Origin of the sequence: Nocardia sp. NPDC046763, assembly GCF_040645495.1 — a bacterium.
Lineage (GTDB): Bacteria > Actinomycetota > Actinomycetes > Mycobacteriales > Mycobacteriaceae > Nocardia.
The window spans coordinates 305732-322131 of the sequence record NZ_JBEYYI010000006.1; the positions used below are offsets into that span (position 1 = coordinate 305732).

Sequence of the window (16400 nt, forward strand, 5' to 3'; positions counted from 1 at the left end):
TAGGGCGCTTTGCCGAGGTCGGAGAGGTGGCCGGTTTCGCCGGACGAGGCGGGCAGCGAATGCGCCGCCATGCGCGCGGTGAGGAGCGCGCCGAGGCCCGATACTCGATGGCTCGGCTAAGCTGGCGATGTCGGAAGGACCTGGGTCGGCATCGGTAAGTCCGGCCCCCTCCGCGAGAGGCTCCGTGTCGCCACGTCAGTGGTGACCCCGCGGCAGGCAATCAGCGAGACGCCGAGGGCTTGACGTGGCTGCCTGTCGGAGGTCTTGTCGGTCTCTCGATCGTCCTCGCCTCGTATCGAGTTCGAGGAGCGCACATGCCCATCATCCGCGTCGACGGAACCGTCACCCAGATCAACGTGTTCACCGTCGATCCTGGTCGGCAGCAACCACTGATCGATTATCTGGCCCGCGCCGCACAGGTCGCCAGCGAGGTTCCCGGCTGGATCTCGGCCAGCCTGCACCGGAGTCTCGACGGCACCAGGGTCGTCAACTACGCCCAGAGCGAGGACATCGACGCCGCCCGGCGCGTCATCGAGCACCTGACAAACGAGGGATTGATCCAGGGCAACAAGGCCCTTCGGCAACGCCGACCCAGGTCTGTACCAGGTGAAGTTCACCCTCGACCACGATCGCGGGTAACCGTCCCGGCTGAGCCCGGTTCAGGCACACAATCACCAAATGTGTGCCTGAACCAACTTTCCGGCGGACTTGATGGCTCCGTGACGATCGTCGACGCCAGGGCTTGCATGAACGCGTGTATGCCCGCCAGCGTGTGCGCCGGCATCATGACGTCGCAGTACTGCAGCGCCGCCGCCATCGCACCGGTGGTCGGCTGGAATCGGGAGTCGCCGGCACGGGGATTGAGCCAGATGACACGCCAAGCCCGGCGTCGGATCCGGGCCATCGCGCGGGCGAGGACATCGGGCGTGTCGCTGTCCCAGCCGTCCGATGCGATGACGACGACAGCGCCGCGCACAGCGTTGCCGGACGGACTTGTGAGCAACGTACCGAGGCACCGGCCGATATGCGTGCCGCCGTAGCGGTCGACCACCTTGTCGTTGGCCCGGGCCACCGCGACATCCGGGGAACGCTGGGCCAGCACCGAGGTCAGCCTGGTCAGTGCGGTGGAGAAGGCGAACACCTCGGGGCGAACGGGCGAACGGCGCTGCATCGCTGCCCGCATCAGATGCAGGTAGATCGTCGAATACGGCTGCATCGAACGGCTGACGTCGCAGATCATGACGATTCGACGCGGACGGCGGCGAGGACGGGTGCGGACCAGCACGGCCGACTCCCAGCCGGTGCGGCGGGAGTCGTTCATCGTTGCCCGGAAGTCGATCCGCTTGCCGTGCGGATGGTTTGCGTAGCGCCTGCTCCGGCGCTGCGGCCACAGCGTCGACGCCTGCTCCAGCCAGGCGCCGACCGTCCGCAGGTCGTCCGAATCGAAGCGGGCGAACGGTTCCTGTTCCCGCGCCGCGAACCGGCTCGGCAGCACGTCCGGCAGCGCCACGCCCCGGTCGGTCGATCGGTCGGCACCGGTCGCTGATTGCCGCGTCGCCCAAGGGACTTCACCGCCTCGCCGAGACTGCCCCCGACCGCCCGTGCCCGGCGCCGACGCGCGTTCGGTCGACAGTCCGTGCGCTCTGCTCGGCGGGTCCACACCCAGTACCGCGTCGGCGAACACGGTCGCGAAAACCGCGTCGAAGGCGGCTAGATCCTGCATGCGATCAACGAGCGTGAGTCGTGCGGCCCAATAGAGTTCGGTGCGCGAGCGCGGCGCCATGCTCCGCAGAGCCTGTACGAAGAGCGCGGGCCCGCTCGGCGCCACCGCGACGCCACCACGCCGTAGCCGCGCGACCACCGCGACAGCGAATGCCGCCAGATCGACGCCGCGCAGCAGTACCGCTCGCGTCATCGCTTCCCGCGCATCTGCCTGCGTACCAGGATGATTCCGAGCACGACCGCGAGCACGAACACGATCGCGGGCGCGTACTTCTTGATCATCGCGGGCCCGACCAGCTCGACGAGATCGAGCGGCGCCGGCTCGGTTTGCGCGGCCGGTTGCGGCCGTGCCTCTCGACTGTCCGGCCCGGCTGTCGCCGCTGCGGCGGCCGAATCGCCCGCTGCGAGTTTCTCTTCCAGAGATGCGACGAATTGACCGATCATCTTCTCCGACACCTGCTGCAACATCCCGCTGCCGAACTGGGCGAGCTTGCCGACGATCTTGAGGTCGGTGTCCACGGTGACGCGGGTCTTGTCGCCGTCCTCGCGCAGTTGCGTGGTGATGGTCGCCGCCGCGTTTCCGGATCCCCGTGAATCCCGGCCGCTGCCGTTGATGACGGCGCGATGGTCGTGTTCGTCGCGCTCGACGAAATTCGCCTTCCCGGTGAATTCACTGGTCACCGGGCCGACTTTGACCTTCAGTTTGCCGAGGAAGTCCTCGCCCTCCCAGCCGACCATCTGTGCCCCGGGCATGAGCGGAACCACCTGTTCGAGATCGGTCAGCACCGCCCATGCCTGCTCGACGGGTGCGTGGACGGTGAACTCATTGGCGATCTTCATCGGAGTATCCCTCTCATCCGGTAGCCAGGCCTTGGGTGTATTCGGCGAATGCCTCGCGGACCGCGGTGCGGTCGTCGGGTGTTTTCGCCAGCGCGCTGAGCGCGGCGACCGCCGCCGGCGCGGTGAGATCGGTGACGTCGAGCATCACCAACGCGGCGATCCAGTCGATGGTCTCGGCGACGCCGGGCGGCTTGTCGAGATCGAGATCGCGTGCGCGGCCGACGAATTGGGTGGCATGCTCGATCAGCGTGTCGGTTGCCCCGGGCACGGTGCGTCGCACGATCGCCACCGCGCGGGCCGGTTCCGGGTAGTCGATCCAGTGGTAGAGGCAGCGCCGCCGCAGCGCGTCGTGCAGGTCGCGACTGCGGTTCGAGGTCAGCACCGCGAGCGGCGGGTGTTCGGTGACGAAGGTCCCGAGTTCGGGAACGGTCACCGTGGCCTCACCGAGGAATTCGAGCAGCAGCGCTTCGAATTCGTCGTCGGCACGGTCGATTTCGTCGATCAACAGCACCGGGGGCGTCGGGCCGCGATATCGCACACAGCGCAGGATCGGGCGGTCGACCAGATATGCCTCGGTGAACAGGTCGGCTTCGGTGAGGTCGGCGCCGCGCGCCTCGGCGAGCCGGATGCTGAGCAGCTGACGCTGATAGTTCCAGTCGTACAGCGCTTCGCTCACCGTGAGACCCTCGTAGCACTGCAGGCGGATCAGCGGTGCGCCCAGCACGGTGGCCAGGGTCTTCGCCGCCGTCGTCTTGCCCACTCCCGGTTCGCCTTCCAGCAGCAGTGGCCGACCCAACGTGGTGGCCAGATAGAAGGCGGCGGCGGTTCCGGTATCGAGCAGGTAGTCGTCGGCGTCGAATCGCCGCACCACGTCCTCGATATCGTCGAACGGGGACATCATGGCGACGTCGCGGCGCGCAGGCGCTTGTAGTCGTCCCAGGTGTCCACGTCCAAGGGCACCGGTGCGTCGACGTCGAGTTGCGACACCGGGACGCGGCCCGACTCGATGATCTTCCACACGGCCTTGTCGCCGTGCAATCGGGCCAACTCGCCGAATATGCTGCGACTCAGCCAAAATGGATGCCCGATACCGTCGTGGTAACGGCAGACCGTGATCGCGGCGGACGTTCCCTCGGCGATCAGCCGCTCGACGGTCGCCGCCGACAGACCCGGTTGATCACCGAGCATCAGCACGATTCCGGCGGCCCGCGGATGCACCAGGTTCAGGGCCGAACGCAACGACGACGAACAGCCCGAACCGAAGCCTTCGGCCAGGACGACCTCCACCCCGGTGAGATCGACCTGCTTGGCCACCGCCGCCGCCGCGCCGCCGAGCGTGACGATGATCTGATCGAACGCGCAGGACCGCACCATGTCGAGGGTGGCGCCGAGAACCGTCGTATTCCGGTACGGCAGTAGCTGTTTCGCCGTGCCCAGACGCTCTGAGGTTCCCGCCGCGAGCACCACTCCGGTGACGACCCCGTTCGTCATGAGCCTGTCCTCGTCGCTGCGAAAGAGGTGCGGCAGCCTGAGCTGCAGAACCAGTAATCGACACCGTCGATAGTGAGATGCGGCGTGTCCGGCCCGACGGTCACGGTCATGCCGCACACCGGATCGAGCACCTCGATCGCGACATTCGCCGCGCGGGGCGCGACGGCCAAGCCACCTTTGCGGATCGCCTGGATCACTTCCGCGACAATCGAGACCGCTATCTCCGCGGACGTCCTGGCGCCGATCGGCAAACCCACCGGGGTGCGTACGCGAGCCCGCTCGGCGTCGGTCAATTCGAGTTCGTCGAGGATCGACGCGCCCCGAATCGTGCTGGCCACCATCCCGATGTACCCCACACCCGCGTCGAGCGCGACGCGGATCATCTCGGCCTCCGGGCCACCGTGGCTGGCGATCACCACCACCGTCGTATCGGCCAGCGAATCCAGCGAGCCGGCTTCGGCGGCACTGCGCCGCACCCCGAAACCCACCAGTTCGCACACGTCGGCCAAGGCATCCGCGATGGGTGTCGCGCCACAGATGCGCACCAGCGGCGCCGGGATCTGCGGCTCCAGAAAGATCTCCAGCGCTCCGCCGGACAGACAGGGATTCACCACCACCGCCGCCCCGGGCGCTTCGGGAAAATGCAGATCGCCGTCCGGCAGTACGCGCAGCAGCACACTCTCGTGCGACTGCAGGGCACCCAGCGCCGCCTTGCGGACCGAGTTCTGGGCGCACTGGCCGCCGACGAATCCTTCGATCGTCCCGTCCTGCAACAGGATCGCCTCGTCCCCGGCGTGCGCCGAGGTCGGCTGCTGGGCGCGCACGACGGTCGCGTGCACGAACGGGGTCCGGGTACGGACCAGCTCCTGTGCACGCTCGTTCATCTTCATCGGTGATCCCATCGCTCGGACCCCACTCAGATGGGCGGCGTGGCCCGGCCCTGCATCGCGTCCCACACCCGCGACGGCGTCAACGGCATGTCGGCGTGCCGAACCCCGAACGGCGCCAGCGCATCCACCACCGCGTTGACCACCGCCGCAGGCGATCCGACCGTGGCCGATTCGCCGATGCCCTTCGCGCCGATCGGATGATGCGGCGACGGCGTGACCGTGTACCCGGTCTCGAAATGCGGAACCTCGAGCGCCGTCGGGATTAGGTAGTCCATCAGCGATCCGCCGAGGCAGTTGCCGTCCTCGTCGAAGGCCATGATCTCCATCAACGCCATGCCGATACCGTCGGTGATGCCGCCGTGCACCTGACCCTCGATGATCATCGGATTGATCCGGGTGCCGCAGTCGTCGACGGCGAGGAAGCGCCGCACCTTCACCACGGCTGTCCCCGGATCGATGTCGACGACGCAGAAGTACGCACCGTAGGGGAAGGTGAGATTCTCCGGGTTGTAACAGATCTGCGCGTCGAGTCCGCCCTCGATCCCCTCGGGCAGATCACCGGCGCCGTGTGCGCGCATCGCGATCTGCTGGATCGTCACGGCCGCGGACGGATCGCCCTTGACGTGGAACGAGCCCTTCTCCCACTCGAGGTCGGCGACGGAGACCTCGAGCATGCCCGACGCGATGATTCGTGCCTTGTCGCGCACCTTCCGCGCCACCAGTGCGGCAGCGGCGCCCGAGACCGGTGTCGACCGGCTGCCGTAGGTGCCGAGGCCGAACGGTGTCTGATCGGTGTCGCCGTGCACGACATCGATGTCGTCGGGCGGGATGCCGAGTTCCTCGGCGACGATCTGGGCGAACGTCGTCTCGTGGCCCTGCCCCTGGCTCTGAACCGATAGCCGCACAACGGCTTTGCCGGTCGGATGGACGCGCAGCTCGCACCCGTCGGCCATCCCGAGTCCGAGGATGTCCATGTCCTTGCGCGGACCCGCGCCCGCGGCCTCGGTGAAGAAGGACATCCCGATGCCCATCAACTCGCCGCGGGCGCGCCTGTCCCGCTGTTCTTTACGCAGGGCGTCGTAGCCGATCATGTCCATCGCCAGACGCATGGTCTTCTCGTAGTCGCCGGAGTCGTAGACCCAGCCGGTCTTGGTCCGGTACGGGAATTGTTCGGCGCGAAGAAGATTCCGCAGCCGCAGCTCGGCCGGATCCATCTTCAGTTCGTAGGCGAGGCAATCCACCAGCCGCTCGACGAAGTAGACGGCCTCGGTGACCCGGAACGAGCACGCGTAGGCGACACCGCCGGGGGCCTTGTTGGTGTAGACCGCGGTCATCTTGCAGTAGGCGGCCTCGATGTCATAGCTACCGGTGAAGACGCCGAAGAAGCCCGCCGGATACTTCAGCGGCGCGGCCGTGCCGTTGAAGGCGCCGTGATCGGCGAGCACGGTCGACCGGATGGCCAGGATCTTGCCGTCGGTGGTGGCGGCGATTTCGCCGACCATGATGTAGTCGCGGGCGAATCCGGTGCTGGTGAGGTTCTCGCTGCGATCCTCCATCCACTTCACCGGTTTGCCCAGCAACAGCGACCCGACGATGGCGCAGACGTATCCGGGATAGATGGGCACCTTGTTGCCGAACCCGCCGCCGATATCGGGTGAGATCACCCGGATCTTGTGTTCGGGCAGTCCGGCCACCATCGCGTAGATGGTGCGGTGGGCGTGCGGCGCTTGGCTCGTCGACCACAGCGTGAGCTTTCCCGTCACGGGATCGAGATCGGCGACGGCGCCGCAGGTTTCCATCGGGGCGGGATGCACTCGCGGATAGACGATCTCCTGCTCGACGACGACATCGGCGCGCGCGAACACCGCCTCGGTCGCGGCGGCGTCGCCGGTCTCCCAGTCGAAGCAGTGGTTGTCCCGCTTGCCTTCGAGATCGTCGCGGATCACCGGTGTACCGGGCGCCAGTGCGGTCCGGGCGTCGATCACCGGATCGAGCATCTCGTACTCGACATTGATGAGCTCCAACGCATCACGCGCGGAGTAGCGATCCTCGGCGACGACGAAGGCCACCTCTTGACCCTGGAATCGGACCTTGTCCGTCGCCAGCACCGCCTGCACATCGTTGGACAGCGTCGGCATCCAGGCCAGGCCCTTCGCCGCGAGGTCCGCACCGGTGACGACCGCTTTGACCTTCGGATGTGCCTGTGCCGCTGAGACATCGACGCTCACGATCCGCGCGTGCGCGAACGGGGAACGCAGTATCGCCATATGCAGCATGCCGGGCAGCTGCACGTCGTCGACGTAGGTGCCGCGCCCGCGAATGAACCGCGGATCCTCTTTGCGGAGCATCCTGCCGTGACCGCACGGCTTGCGATCGTTGTCGACCCGGTCTTCGGGCCGGGACTCGACGGCGGTCATGACGTGCTCCCTACCGGCGTCGGCGTGGCAGCGGGTTCGGGCTCCATCGCTTCGCCTCGTTGCTTCGCCGCGGCCCACTGGATCGACCGCACGATGGTCGTATATCCGGTACAGCGGCAGATCTGGCCCGAGATCGCCTCGCGAATGGTCTGCTCGTCCGGATTCGGATTGCGGTCGAGCAGGGCGCGGGCGGTGATCATCATTCCGGGCGTGCAGAAACCGCACTGCAGCCCATGACACTGCATGAAGCCCTCCTGCACGGGATCGAGTCGGCCGTCCACCTCGAGCCCCTCGACAGTGCGCACCGCCCGGCCGCCGGCCATGACGGCCAGCATCGTGCACGACTTCACCGGTTCGCCGTCGACCTCCACCACACAGGTGCCGCAGTTGCTGGTGTCACACCCCCAGTGGGTTCCGGTGAGCCGCAACTGATCTCGCAGGAAATGCACGAGCAGGATGCGTGGCTCGACCTCCGCGGTCACCGGCTCGCCGTTGACGGTCATGGTTACCTGCATGGCTAATTCCCTTCCAGCGCAGATTCGTTCAGTACGCGCTCGACCGCGGTACGCAGCACACGAATCGTCAGTTCGGACGCGAGATGGCGCTTGTAGTCCGCACTGCCACGCGCATCGGAGACAGGTGAGCACGCTGCGCTCGCGCGGCGGCCCGCCTCCGCGAAAACGTCTTCGGTGGGCGGCACACCGATGAGTGCGTCGACTGCGCCGGCGAGCGCCGCCGGATCGGGGTTGACCGCCGTCAGACCGATCCGTGCGGCCGCTATCGTCTCGCCGTGCAGTGTCACGGTCGCCCCCGCTGCCGCGATCGCCCAGTCGCCGACCCGGCGTTCCACCTTCGCGTAAGCACTCGAGGTCCGATGCCTCACCGGAATTCGGATCTCGATCAGAAGTTCGTTGTGCGACATGGCGGTTTCGTACGGACCGACCAGGAAGTCGTCCATCGCGATCTCCCGGTCGCCGGACGGTCCGCGCACCAGGCACGTGGCGCCGAGAACCGTGCAGACCGTGGTGAGATCTTCGGCGGGATCGGCCTGGCACAGCGAGCCGCCGATCGTGCCGCGATTGCGCACGACCGGATCGGCGATCACGCGCTCGGCGTCACGGAAGATCGGGCACACCACGGCGAGATCGTCGGACTCGAGCAAATGCCGATGCCGGACCATCGCACCGATGCGCACCAGGGTCGGATCGGTGACGATGTAGCCCAGTTCGGCAGCCAGGTCGTTGATGTCGATGAGATATTCCGGATTGGCCAGACGCAGCTTCATCATCGGTAGCAGGCTGTGCCCGCCCGCCACGATGCGCGCCTCGTCGCCGAGCCGGTCCAGTAGTCCGATGGCGTGATCCACGCCCGTTGCGCGCTCATATTCGAATGGCCCAGGAACTTGCACGTGATCTACCTCACATCCACGGGAAGAAGCTCAGCCTCTGTCCCGCTGATGCGGTCGTCAAGACCGAGTTAAGCAATCGCTTAACTGGCTGTTTGCGCCTTGTGGTGAATGCGGCCGCCGGTCCGGGTCAGGGAACGACCGTGTCCGCCCCAGCGGCGCGCGATGATCTCCGCCGCGATGGACACCGCCGTCTCCTCCGGTGTCCGGCCGCCCAGGTCCAGCCCGATCGGACTGGCGAGCCGGGCGAGTTGCCCGTCGGTGAGACCTGCCTGCCGCAGCCGGGTCAGCCGCTCGTCGTGCGTGCGGCGCGACCCCATGGCGCCGACATAGCCGATCTCCGGCGCGCGCAGGGCCACCTCGAGCAGTGGAACGTCGAACTTGGGATCGTGGGTCAGCACGCAGACGACGGTCTGCGAATCGATCGCACCGTCCGCGATCTGCGCGGCCAGGTAGCGGTGCGGCCAATCGACGACGACCTCATCGGCGGTCGGAAACCGGGCGGAGGTGGCGAAGACCGGCCGCGCGTCGCACACCGTCACCCGGTACCCCAGGAACGACCCCTGCTGTGCGAGGGCGGCTGCGAAATCGATCGCCCCGAACACCAGCATCCGCGGCTGCCGGGCATAGCTGGCGACGAAAACCGCCATGCCCTCGCCGCGGCGCTGACCGTCCGGACCGTAGGACAGCACCTCGCTGCGGCCTGCCGCGAGCAGCCCGCATGCGTCATCGATCACCGCATCGTCGGCGCGCGCCGACCCCAGGGTGCCGTGCGCGATACCCGGCCGGATCAGCAGCCGTTGCCCTGTCCGGGCGGCGTCGGGGTGCTCGATGACGGTCGCGATCGCGACCGGCCGGTCAGCGGCTATGTCTGCGGCGACCTCGCCGAGTTCCGGAAACGTTTCCCGCGAGATCGCCTCGACGAAGATGTCGATGATGCCGCCGCAGGTGAGACCGACGGCGAATGCGTCGTCGTCGGAGATGCCGAACCGCTCCAGCACCGGACGACCGGTCCGGATGACGTCGGTGGCGAGTTCGTAGACCGCGCCTTCGACACAGCCACCGGAGACCGAACCGCCGACCGTCCCGTCCGAGGCGACGACCATGGCCGCGCCCGGCGGTCGCGGCGCCGAACGGAAGGTCCGCACGACCGTCGCGACCCCAGCCGTACCCCCGGCGTTCCAGATTGTCATCAGATCCGTGAGCACGTCCTGCATGGTGCGTCCTCCGGGCGCGATGCGGCTGTAGGCACCGCGTCCACCTCCAAACTAGACTCGGATTGTGACGCCCGCCCAGCTTCGGGCCTACTCGACGGTGGTGCGGCTCGGCTCCGTCCATGCGGCGGCCAGAGAGCTGGGGATATCCGACGCCGGAGTCTCGACGCACATAGCTCAGCTGCGTAAAGAGCTCGACGACCCGCTGTTCACTCGTACCGCGGCCGGTCTCGCCTTCACGCCCGGTGGGTTGCGCCTGGCCAGCCGGGCGATCGAGATTCTCGGACTGCAGCGCCAGACCGCCATCGAGGTGAGCGAGGCGGCGCACGGCCGACGGCTGCTCCGCATCGCGGCGTCGAGCGCGTTCGCCGAACATGCCGCGCCCGGCCTCATCGACCTGTTCGCGGCGCGGGCGAAGGATCTGTCGGTCGAGCTGAGTGTTCATCCCACCAGCCAGTTCCGCAGCTTGATCGAGACCCGTGCGGTGGACATTGCGCTGGGGCCCGGGCAGCACGACACCGGCACGACCATCACCACCCGGCCGTTCCTGAAGTATCAGATCATTTCGGTCGCGCGCCCCGACAGTCCGCTGGCGGACGTCGCACCGTATCCGGCGCTGCTGCGGGAGCAGCAGTGGATGCTGGGCCCCGGCGCCGGCAGTGTCGACGGGCGTATCGCGACGATGCTGCGCGAGTTGGCGATTCCCGAATCACACCAGCGGATCTTCCAGAGCGACGCTGCCGCACTCGAAGAGGTCCGCCGTGTCGGAGGCATCACCCTCGCGATCGGGTTCGCCGTCTCCTCCGACCTCGCGGCCGGTCGGTTGAGCCGCATCAAGGGAGCCGGACTTCAGATATCCGATGAGTGGTGTGCGACCACCCTGCCACCCGAGACCCGACAGCCCGCGGTGTCGGAACTGCTGCGGTTCATCGCCACCCCGCGATGCATCCAGGCGATGATCCGCGGGTCCGGGGTCGGTGTCACTCGGTTCCGCCCGAAAGTGCATGTGACGTTGTGGAGTTGACCCGGCTGGCCGGCCAGACTTCAGCGCCGAGACAATGAGGGAGCAGCACATGGACGACGAGATCGAACGCACGCCGCGTCTCACGGCCTTCCCGCGCATCGACGACTACGGTTTCATCTCCGACTGCGAGGTCACTGCACTCATCGCCCCCAGCGGAGCCATCGAGTGGATGTGTCTACCCCGCATCGACTCCCCCAGTGTCTTCGCATCGATACTGGATCGTTCCGCCGGTTCGTTTCGGTTCGCCCCAGTCGAATTCATGGTGCCCACCGATCGCCGCTACGTCCCCGGGACGATGGTCATGGAGACGAGTTGGCGCAGTGGCGAGGGGTGGGCGACGGTTCGCGATGCGCTGCTGGTCGGGCCCTGGCGGCACCAGACACCCGGCCATAGCGCCCATCGTCGAACGCCCACCGACTACGACGCCGAGCACATATTGCTGCGGACGGTGCACTGTGAGACCGGGCAAATCCAGTTCGGGCTCGACTGCCAGCCGGTTTTCGACTACGGCAGGCATCATGCCCATTGGGATTACCTCGACAGTTACCACCTCGCGCAGGCCGGCGCCGACGGGATCGATCTGCAGCTGACGCTCAGCACTGACCTGCGCTTGGGACTGGAAGGTACACACGCGCTTGCGCGCACCCTGCTGAAGGCGGGCGACACCCGCTTTTGCGCGCTCTCCTGGGGTAGTCGCGACGCGCCGCGTGCCATCGACGAGGCCGAAGGACGGCTGCTGCAGACGATCCATCATTGGCGGCACTGGCTGGCCGGCGGGCGGTTCCCGGACCATCCGTGGGCTGCCCAGCTGACCCGCAGCGCGCTGACCCTCAAGGGGCTGACCTTCGCACCCACCGGCGCCATCAGCGCCGCTGCCACCACTTCATTACCCGAAACACCAGGTGGACAACGCAATTGGGACTATCGCTACTCGTGGATACGGGACTCCGCCTTCGCGCTGTGGGGCCTGTACACGCTGGGCTTCAGCTGGGAGGCGAACGACTTCTTCTCCTACATCATGAATTTGACCGAAGGCGCCCGCGACATGCAGATTGCCTACGGCATCGGCGGCGAACGCGACCTCACCGAGCAGACCCTCACCCACCTGCGCGGCTACGAAAATGCCAGCCCCGTGCGCATCGGCAACGACGCGTACCGGCAACGCCAGCACGATGTGTGGGGCGCTGCGCTGGACGCGGTCTACCTCTACGCGCGCAACCAGGACCGAATCGACGCGCGCGCCTGGCCGGTGCTGGGCCGGGCGGTCAAAAGCGCCCTCACCTACTGGCGTGAGCCCGACCATGGCATCTGGGAAGTGCGCGGCAAGCCCCAACACTTCACCTCCAGCAAGGTGATGTGCTGGGTTGCCGCCGACCGCGGTGCCCGGCTGGCCCGCATCCACCAGGACTTCGAACGCGCGCATCGCTGGCAACAGGCCGCAGACGAAATCCACGCCGACATATGCGCTCACGCGGTCGACTCCCGGCAGGTGTTCACCCAGTACTACGGCAGTACGGCGCTGGATGCTTCGACCCTGCTCATCCCGCTGGTTCGTTTCCTGCCCCCCGACGACGAGCGGGTCCGCAACACGGTGTTGGCCATCGCCGACGAATTGACCGAGGACGGCCTCGTATTGCGGTACCGGGTCAGTGAAACCGACGATGGATGCGCAGGGGAAGAAGGTGCCTTCACGATCTGCTCGTTCTGGCTGGTCTCGGCGTTGTCGGAGATCGGTGAAAAGAGACGAGCCAAACAGCTGTGCGAGAAACTACTTGCCTACGCCAGCCCCCTCGGCCTCTACGCCGAGGAGATCAATCCCCGGACCGGCCGGCATTGGGGCAACTTCCCCCAGGCGTTCACCCACCTCGCGCTGATCAACGCTGTAATGCACGTCATCCAGGACGAGCAAGTCGTAACGCGGCAGGCACTCGGCGGGGAATCGATCGCCCCGCGACTCGACGATGCATCGTTCACACTGGGATACATTCGCCAGCCCTGATGCTGCGGCTGTGACATGGAATCGCAGGGGACGCCGCGGAATTCGCCATGCACGCCGTCTGCGGCGCCCACCAACCTCTGCACAACGTGCCGGATGAATTTGGTCGCCCCTGGCGGGCTCAGTGGCGTTTGGTGATCACGACCGGTTTGATCTCGGTGGGTATACCATCCAGCGCCGACACCGGGATGCCGAGGACAGTGGCGGTAACCTCCCGCGGAATCGAATTCAGGGCAGCGAGAATGCCGATATCGTCGCTTGTCTCCGGGGCGCTGGTGTTGAAGACGATGAGTAGTTCGAGTGGCGCATCGGCGCGGGCATTTTCGAAGTAGTGAAAGAACCCCTGCGGGGCGAATACCAGGTCACCCGCGTGTGCTTCGAATACATCGTTGTGGTAGCTGCCGTCTGGATGGGTCCCCATAACCGTCCATTTCGCGCTGCCGGAGATGTGGTAGTTGAGTTCCCACGCCGTGGGGTGCCAGTGCGGTTCGCGGACGCCTCCGGGCTCGAGCCGCACGAAGTACGCTGCGCCGTTCTGGCCGGCCAGCACCGGGAAGTTTTGTTCGTGGGCTCCCTGCAGCGTGCCGCCTTCGTAATGGTCCGGTTCGGCGGCGGTGAGATGGAACAGATGCGCGGACTTGTTCAGATTGGAATCGATGCTGCCGGCACTCGGTAGTTCGGTCCGCGCCGGCTCGGCGCAGGCCGCGGCGGCTGTCAAACCCGCACCGAGCGCCGCGCCGCCCAACACCGCCGCGCCGGTCCCGATGGCGGCGCGGCGGTTCACTGCTGGTGTTTCGTGAGGACGATCGCTCGACATGTCGCTCCGTTCCACACAGATTCGTCGCAGTCAACTCCGGGCAACTGCATCGACAGGGCGCTCGACAGGGAAGCGTACCCAGGGGCGCGCCGCCGGCACTGAAGCGACTCGCGAACAGATATGGACGCGCCGGGAGTGGTGGGACAGCGACAGCGGCGCACTGCTACGCACCAGGCAGGGTCATCTCCATTACCCACCGCCGGATCGAAACGATCACCTGGATGTCGATTCCTGTTGCGGCACTGAGCATTTGACGAACAGTGAGCTCATGCCACGTTCACCCACCCCGAAGGGGACACCCAGCGGAGTACCCCCTCCAGAACGAACGGACGAGTTTCAGAGCCGAGACGGGACAGCGACCGTCCCGTGACTTGGAAACCGCCTCTGATCAGGCCAGTTTCAAGCTACGCCCGATGATCTCCTTCATGATCTCGGTGGTGCCTCCGTAGATGGTCTGGACGCGGGCGTCCATGTACGCCTTGGCAATCGGGTACTCGCGCATGTAGCCGTAGCCACCGTGCAGCTGCAGGCATTTGGTGATGAGGTCGACCTGCTCCTCACTGGACCACCATTTCGCCATGGCGGCCTCCTCGACGGTCAGCTTCCGGTCGTTGAGCAGCTCGATGCAGCGGTCCACGAACACGCGCACGGCGGTGGTCTTGGTGGCCAGCTCGGCGAGCACGAAGCGGGTGTTCTGCTGGGCGCCGATCGGCTTGCCGAACGCCTTGCGGTCGCGCACGTACTGGCAGGTCAGGTCCAGGCAGGCTTCCATGGCGGCGGCGGCCATGACGGCGATGGACAGGCGCTCCTGCGGCAGGTTCTGCATCAGGTGGACGAAGCCCTGGCCCTCGGTGCCCAGCAGGTTCTTGCCGGGGACGCGGACGTCGGTGAAGGACAGCTCGGCGGTGTCCTGCGCCTTGAGGCCGATCTTGTCGAGATTACGGCCGCGCTCGAAGCCGGGCATGCCGCGCTCGACCACGAGCAGGGAGAAGCCCATCGCGCCCTTCGACGGGTCGGTCTGGGCGACCACGATCACGATGTCGGCATTGATGCCGTTGGTGATGAAGGTCTTGGCGCCGTTGAGGATCCAGTCGTCGCCGTCCTTGACCGCGCGGGTCTTGATGCCCTGCAGGTCCGACCCGGTGCCGGGCTCGGTCATGGCGATGGCGGTGATGATCTCACCGGAGCAGAAGCCCGGCAGCCAGCGCCGCTTCTGCTCCTCGTTGGCCAGCTCCAGCAGGTAGGGCGCGATCACATCGTTGTGCAGACCGAAACCCAGGCCGGAGTAGAAGCCCTTGGTGACCTCCTCGGTCACGATGGCGTTGTAGCGGAAATCCAGCACGTCCCCGCCGCCGTACTCCTCCGGCACGGCCATGCCGAGGAACCCCTGTTTGCCGGCCTCCAGCCAGACCGAGCGATCGACGATGCCGTCGTGCTCCCACTGCTCGTGCCGGGAAGCTACGTGCTGATCGAGAAACTTACGGAACGACTCCCGAAACAGCTCGTGTTCGGGTTCGAAAAGGGTGCGTTCCACGCCAACCTCCTACAGTGACCACATCGGCACCATCGCCTGTGCTCATTACCGTACTCGAAAGTCGAACGGAGGTTAACTTCATGGGAGAAGAAACCGGCCCGAACTGCGACAGTCGTCATTGACGTCGCGGAACGGAGCAGCTGAACCCCGGTAAACCTACCGGGAAATCAGGGTGGAGCTCAGAGACCGAAGCGGCCCAGCGTGCGGCCCAGTAGGCTGCGACCCCGGTCCCGGTCACGCTCGCCCAGCAGGAAATCCAGTTCACCTTCCAGGGCCTTCTTCACCACTGCTTTGAGCTCGTCGGCGGCGGCGTCGGAATCCGTGGCGTCCCGCCATGGGCTGGTGTCGATCGGCGTGCCGAGGGAGAAGTAGAAGCGCTCCGGCTTGGGCACCAGGGTGGGGCCGAGGCCGCGGATCAGCGGCGGCGTCAGGTTCGACCGCAGGCCCAGACCCTCGACGGCCTTGCGCAGCGGCAGCATGACCGGGTGATCGCCGTCGAAGACGATGTCGTAGATGTCGTCGCCACCGACCATGGCGATGGGGACGATGGGCGCGCCGGTCGCGATGGCCATCGCGGCGAAACCGGAGCGGCCCTCCCACAGCAGCTGATACTTCTGCCCCTTGCCGCGCATCGCCTCGCGGCCGCCGCCGGGGAACACCGCCACGGCCTCACCCTGCTCCAGCAGCGTGGTGCAGTTGTGCCGGTTGCCGCGCACGATCCCCCAGCGGTGCAGCACATCTCGCAGACCCGGCACGTCGATCAGCACGTTTTCGGCGAGCCCCCGCACCAGCCGATCGTGCCGCACCAGGATCTCGTGCGCGAGCAGCGGCGCGTCGGTGCCGCCCGCCAGGCTATGGTTGCCGACCAGCAGCACCGGACCCGTTTCCGGGAAGTTCTCCATCCCGTAGAAGCGCGGGCTGAACCACGCTCGGGACGGCGCGATGAGCAGATCGATGATGCGGCGATCGGTATCGGTCAGATCGACGTGCAGCGGCGCGCCGTCGGACAACCCCCTCGGCATCTCGGTTTCGGACAAATGACCGTCATGG

13 protein-coding genes and 2 pseudogenes are annotated in these 16400 nt (G+C 66.6%); 3 read left to right on the forward strand and 12 right to left on the reverse strand.

The window, feature by feature from the left end; translation table 11 throughout:
* Positions 1-314 precede the first annotated feature (314 nt).
* Positions 315-509: pseudogene (locus tag ABZ909_RS12990) on the forward strand (antibiotic biosynthesis monooxygenase family protein); the annotation flags it as partial.
* Between the two features lie 227 nt (positions 510-736).
* Here ABZ909_RS12990 and ABZ909_RS12995 read toward each other — a convergent pair.
* From ABZ909_RS12995 to ABZ909_RS13035, 9 genes and pseudogenes are all read right to left on the reverse strand, one after another.
* Positions 737-1915, reverse strand: a pseudogene (locus ABZ909_RS12995) (VWA domain-containing protein); the annotation flags it as partial.
* Positions 1912-2562 carry an SRPBCC family protein gene (locus ABZ909_RS13000; RefSeq protein WP_356998355.1) on the reverse strand — a complete coding sequence of 217 codons (651 nt, stop codon included), beginning with the start codon at positions 2560-2562 and terminating at the stop codon, positions 1912-1914. The gene ABZ909_RS13000 and the pseudogene ABZ909_RS12995, both read right to left, overlap by 4 nt.
* Positions 2563-2575: 13 nt before the next feature.
* Positions 2576-3463: a MoxR family ATPase gene (locus ABZ909_RS13005; protein WP_356998357.1), complete on the reverse strand. Its 888-nt coding sequence runs from the start codon at positions 3461-3463 to the stop codon at positions 2576-2578.
* Positions 3460-4053, reverse strand: coding sequence for a nucleotidyltransferase family protein (locus ABZ909_RS13010; protein ID WP_356998359.1), 594 nt, complete (start codon positions 4051-4053; stop codon positions 3460-3462). The genes ABZ909_RS13005 and ABZ909_RS13010 overlap by 4 nt, the downstream gene beginning before the upstream one ends.
* Complete coding sequence (locus tag ABZ909_RS13015; protein ID WP_356998361.1) at positions 4050-4943, reverse strand: XdhC family protein; 894 nt, start codon at positions 4941-4943, stop codon at positions 4050-4052. Before ABZ909_RS13015 ends, ABZ909_RS13010 begins: the two co-directional genes overlap by 4 nt.
* A 26-nt stretch (positions 4944-4969) precedes the next feature.
* Positions 4970-7360 (reverse strand): aerobic carbon-monoxide dehydrogenase large subunit, encoded by a 2391-nt coding sequence (locus tag ABZ909_RS13020; protein ID WP_356998363.1) that lies wholly within the window; start codon positions 7358-7360, stop codon positions 4970-4972.
* Complete coding sequence (locus ABZ909_RS13025; protein WP_356998364.1) at positions 7357-7875, reverse strand: (2Fe-2S)-binding protein; 519 nt, start codon at positions 7873-7875, stop codon at positions 7357-7359. The genes ABZ909_RS13020 and ABZ909_RS13025 overlap by 4 nt, the downstream gene beginning before the upstream one ends.
* A gap of 2 nt (positions 7876-7877) precedes the next feature.
* Positions 7878-8768, reverse strand: a complete 891-nt coding sequence (locus ABZ909_RS13030) for a xanthine dehydrogenase family protein subunit M (RefSeq protein WP_356998365.1) — start codon at positions 8766-8768, stop codon at positions 7878-7880.
* Positions 8769-8848: 80 nt separating this feature from the next.
* Positions 8849-9982 (reverse strand): XdhC/CoxI family protein, encoded by a 1134-nt coding sequence (locus ABZ909_RS13035; RefSeq protein WP_356998367.1) that lies wholly within the window; start codon positions 9980-9982, stop codon positions 8849-8851.
* Positions 9983-10046: 64 nt separating this feature from the next.
* On the opposite strand from ABZ909_RS13035, the gene ABZ909_RS13040 reads away from it, so the two are divergent.
* Together ABZ909_RS13040 and ABZ909_RS13045 are read left to right on the forward strand one after the other, a co-directional pair.
* Positions 10047-11003, forward strand: a complete 957-nt coding sequence (locus tag ABZ909_RS13040; RefSeq protein ID WP_356998368.1) for a LysR family transcriptional regulator — start codon at positions 10047-10049, stop codon at positions 11001-11003.
* A gap of 49 nt (positions 11004-11052) precedes the next feature.
* Positions 11053-13002: a glycoside hydrolase family 15 protein gene (locus ABZ909_RS13045; RefSeq protein ID WP_356998369.1), complete on the forward strand. Its 1950-nt coding sequence runs from the start codon at positions 11053-11055 to the stop codon at positions 13000-13002.
* A gap of 118 nt (positions 13003-13120) precedes the next feature.
* Here the strand turns inward: ABZ909_RS13045 and ABZ909_RS13050 are convergent, their stop codons facing one another.
* The 3 genes from ABZ909_RS13050 to ABZ909_RS13060 all read right to left on the reverse strand — a co-directional run bounded on the left by ABZ909_RS13050 (position 13121) and on the right by ABZ909_RS13060 (position 16372).
* Positions 13121-13783, reverse strand: coding sequence for a cupin domain-containing protein (locus ABZ909_RS13050; protein ID WP_356998370.1), 663 nt, complete (start codon positions 13781-13783; stop codon positions 13121-13123).
* Between the two features lie 421 nt (positions 13784-14204).
* A complete protein-coding gene (locus ABZ909_RS13055; protein ID WP_356998372.1) occupies positions 14205-15350 on the reverse strand; it encodes an acyl-CoA dehydrogenase family protein in 1146 nt (381 codons plus the stop codon).
* Positions 15351-15529: 179 nt separating this feature from the next.
* Complete coding sequence (locus ABZ909_RS13060; protein WP_356998374.1) at positions 15530-16372, reverse strand: lysophospholipid acyltransferase family protein; 843 nt, start codon at positions 16370-16372, stop codon at positions 15530-15532.
* Positions 16373-16400 lie beyond the last annotated feature (28 nt).

Excerpts from the sequence above, each read along its gene's own strand:
- ABZ909_RS13045 (WP_356998369.1), top strand. The coding sequence starts at position 11,053 with ATGGACGACGAGATCGAACGCACGCCGCGTCTCACGGCCTTCCCGCGC.
- ABZ909_RS13025 (WP_356998364.1), bottom strand. The coding sequence starts at position 7,875 with ATGCAGGTAACCATGACCGTCAACGGCGAGCCGGTGACCGCGGAGGTC.
- ABZ909_RS13020 (WP_356998363.1), bottom strand. The coding sequence starts at position 7,360 with ATGACCGCCGTCGAGTCCCGGCCCGAAGACCGGGTCGACAACGATCGC.
- ABZ909_RS13005 (WP_356998357.1), bottom strand. The coding sequence starts at position 3,463 with ATGATGTCCCCGTTCGACGATATCGAGGACGTGGTGCGGCGATTCGAC.
- ABZ909_RS13060 (WP_356998374.1), bottom strand. The coding sequence starts at position 16,372 with ATGCCGAGGGGGTTGTCCGACGGCGCGCCGCTGCACGTCGATCTGACC.
- ABZ909_RS13035 (WP_356998367.1), bottom strand. The coding sequence starts at position 9,982 with ATGCAGGACGTGCTCACGGATCTGATGACAATCTGGAACGCCGGGGGT.
- ABZ909_RS13010 (WP_356998359.1), bottom strand. The coding sequence starts at position 4,053 with ATGACGAACGGGGTCGTCACCGGAGTGGTGCTCGCGGCGGGAACCTCA.
- ABZ909_RS13015 (WP_356998361.1), bottom strand. The coding sequence starts at position 4,943 with ATGAAGATGAACGAGCGTGCACAGGAGCTGGTCCGTACCCGGACCCCG.
- ABZ909_RS13000 (WP_356998355.1), bottom strand. The coding sequence starts at position 2,562 with ATGAAGATCGCCAATGAGTTCACCGTCCACGCACCCGTCGAGCAGGCA.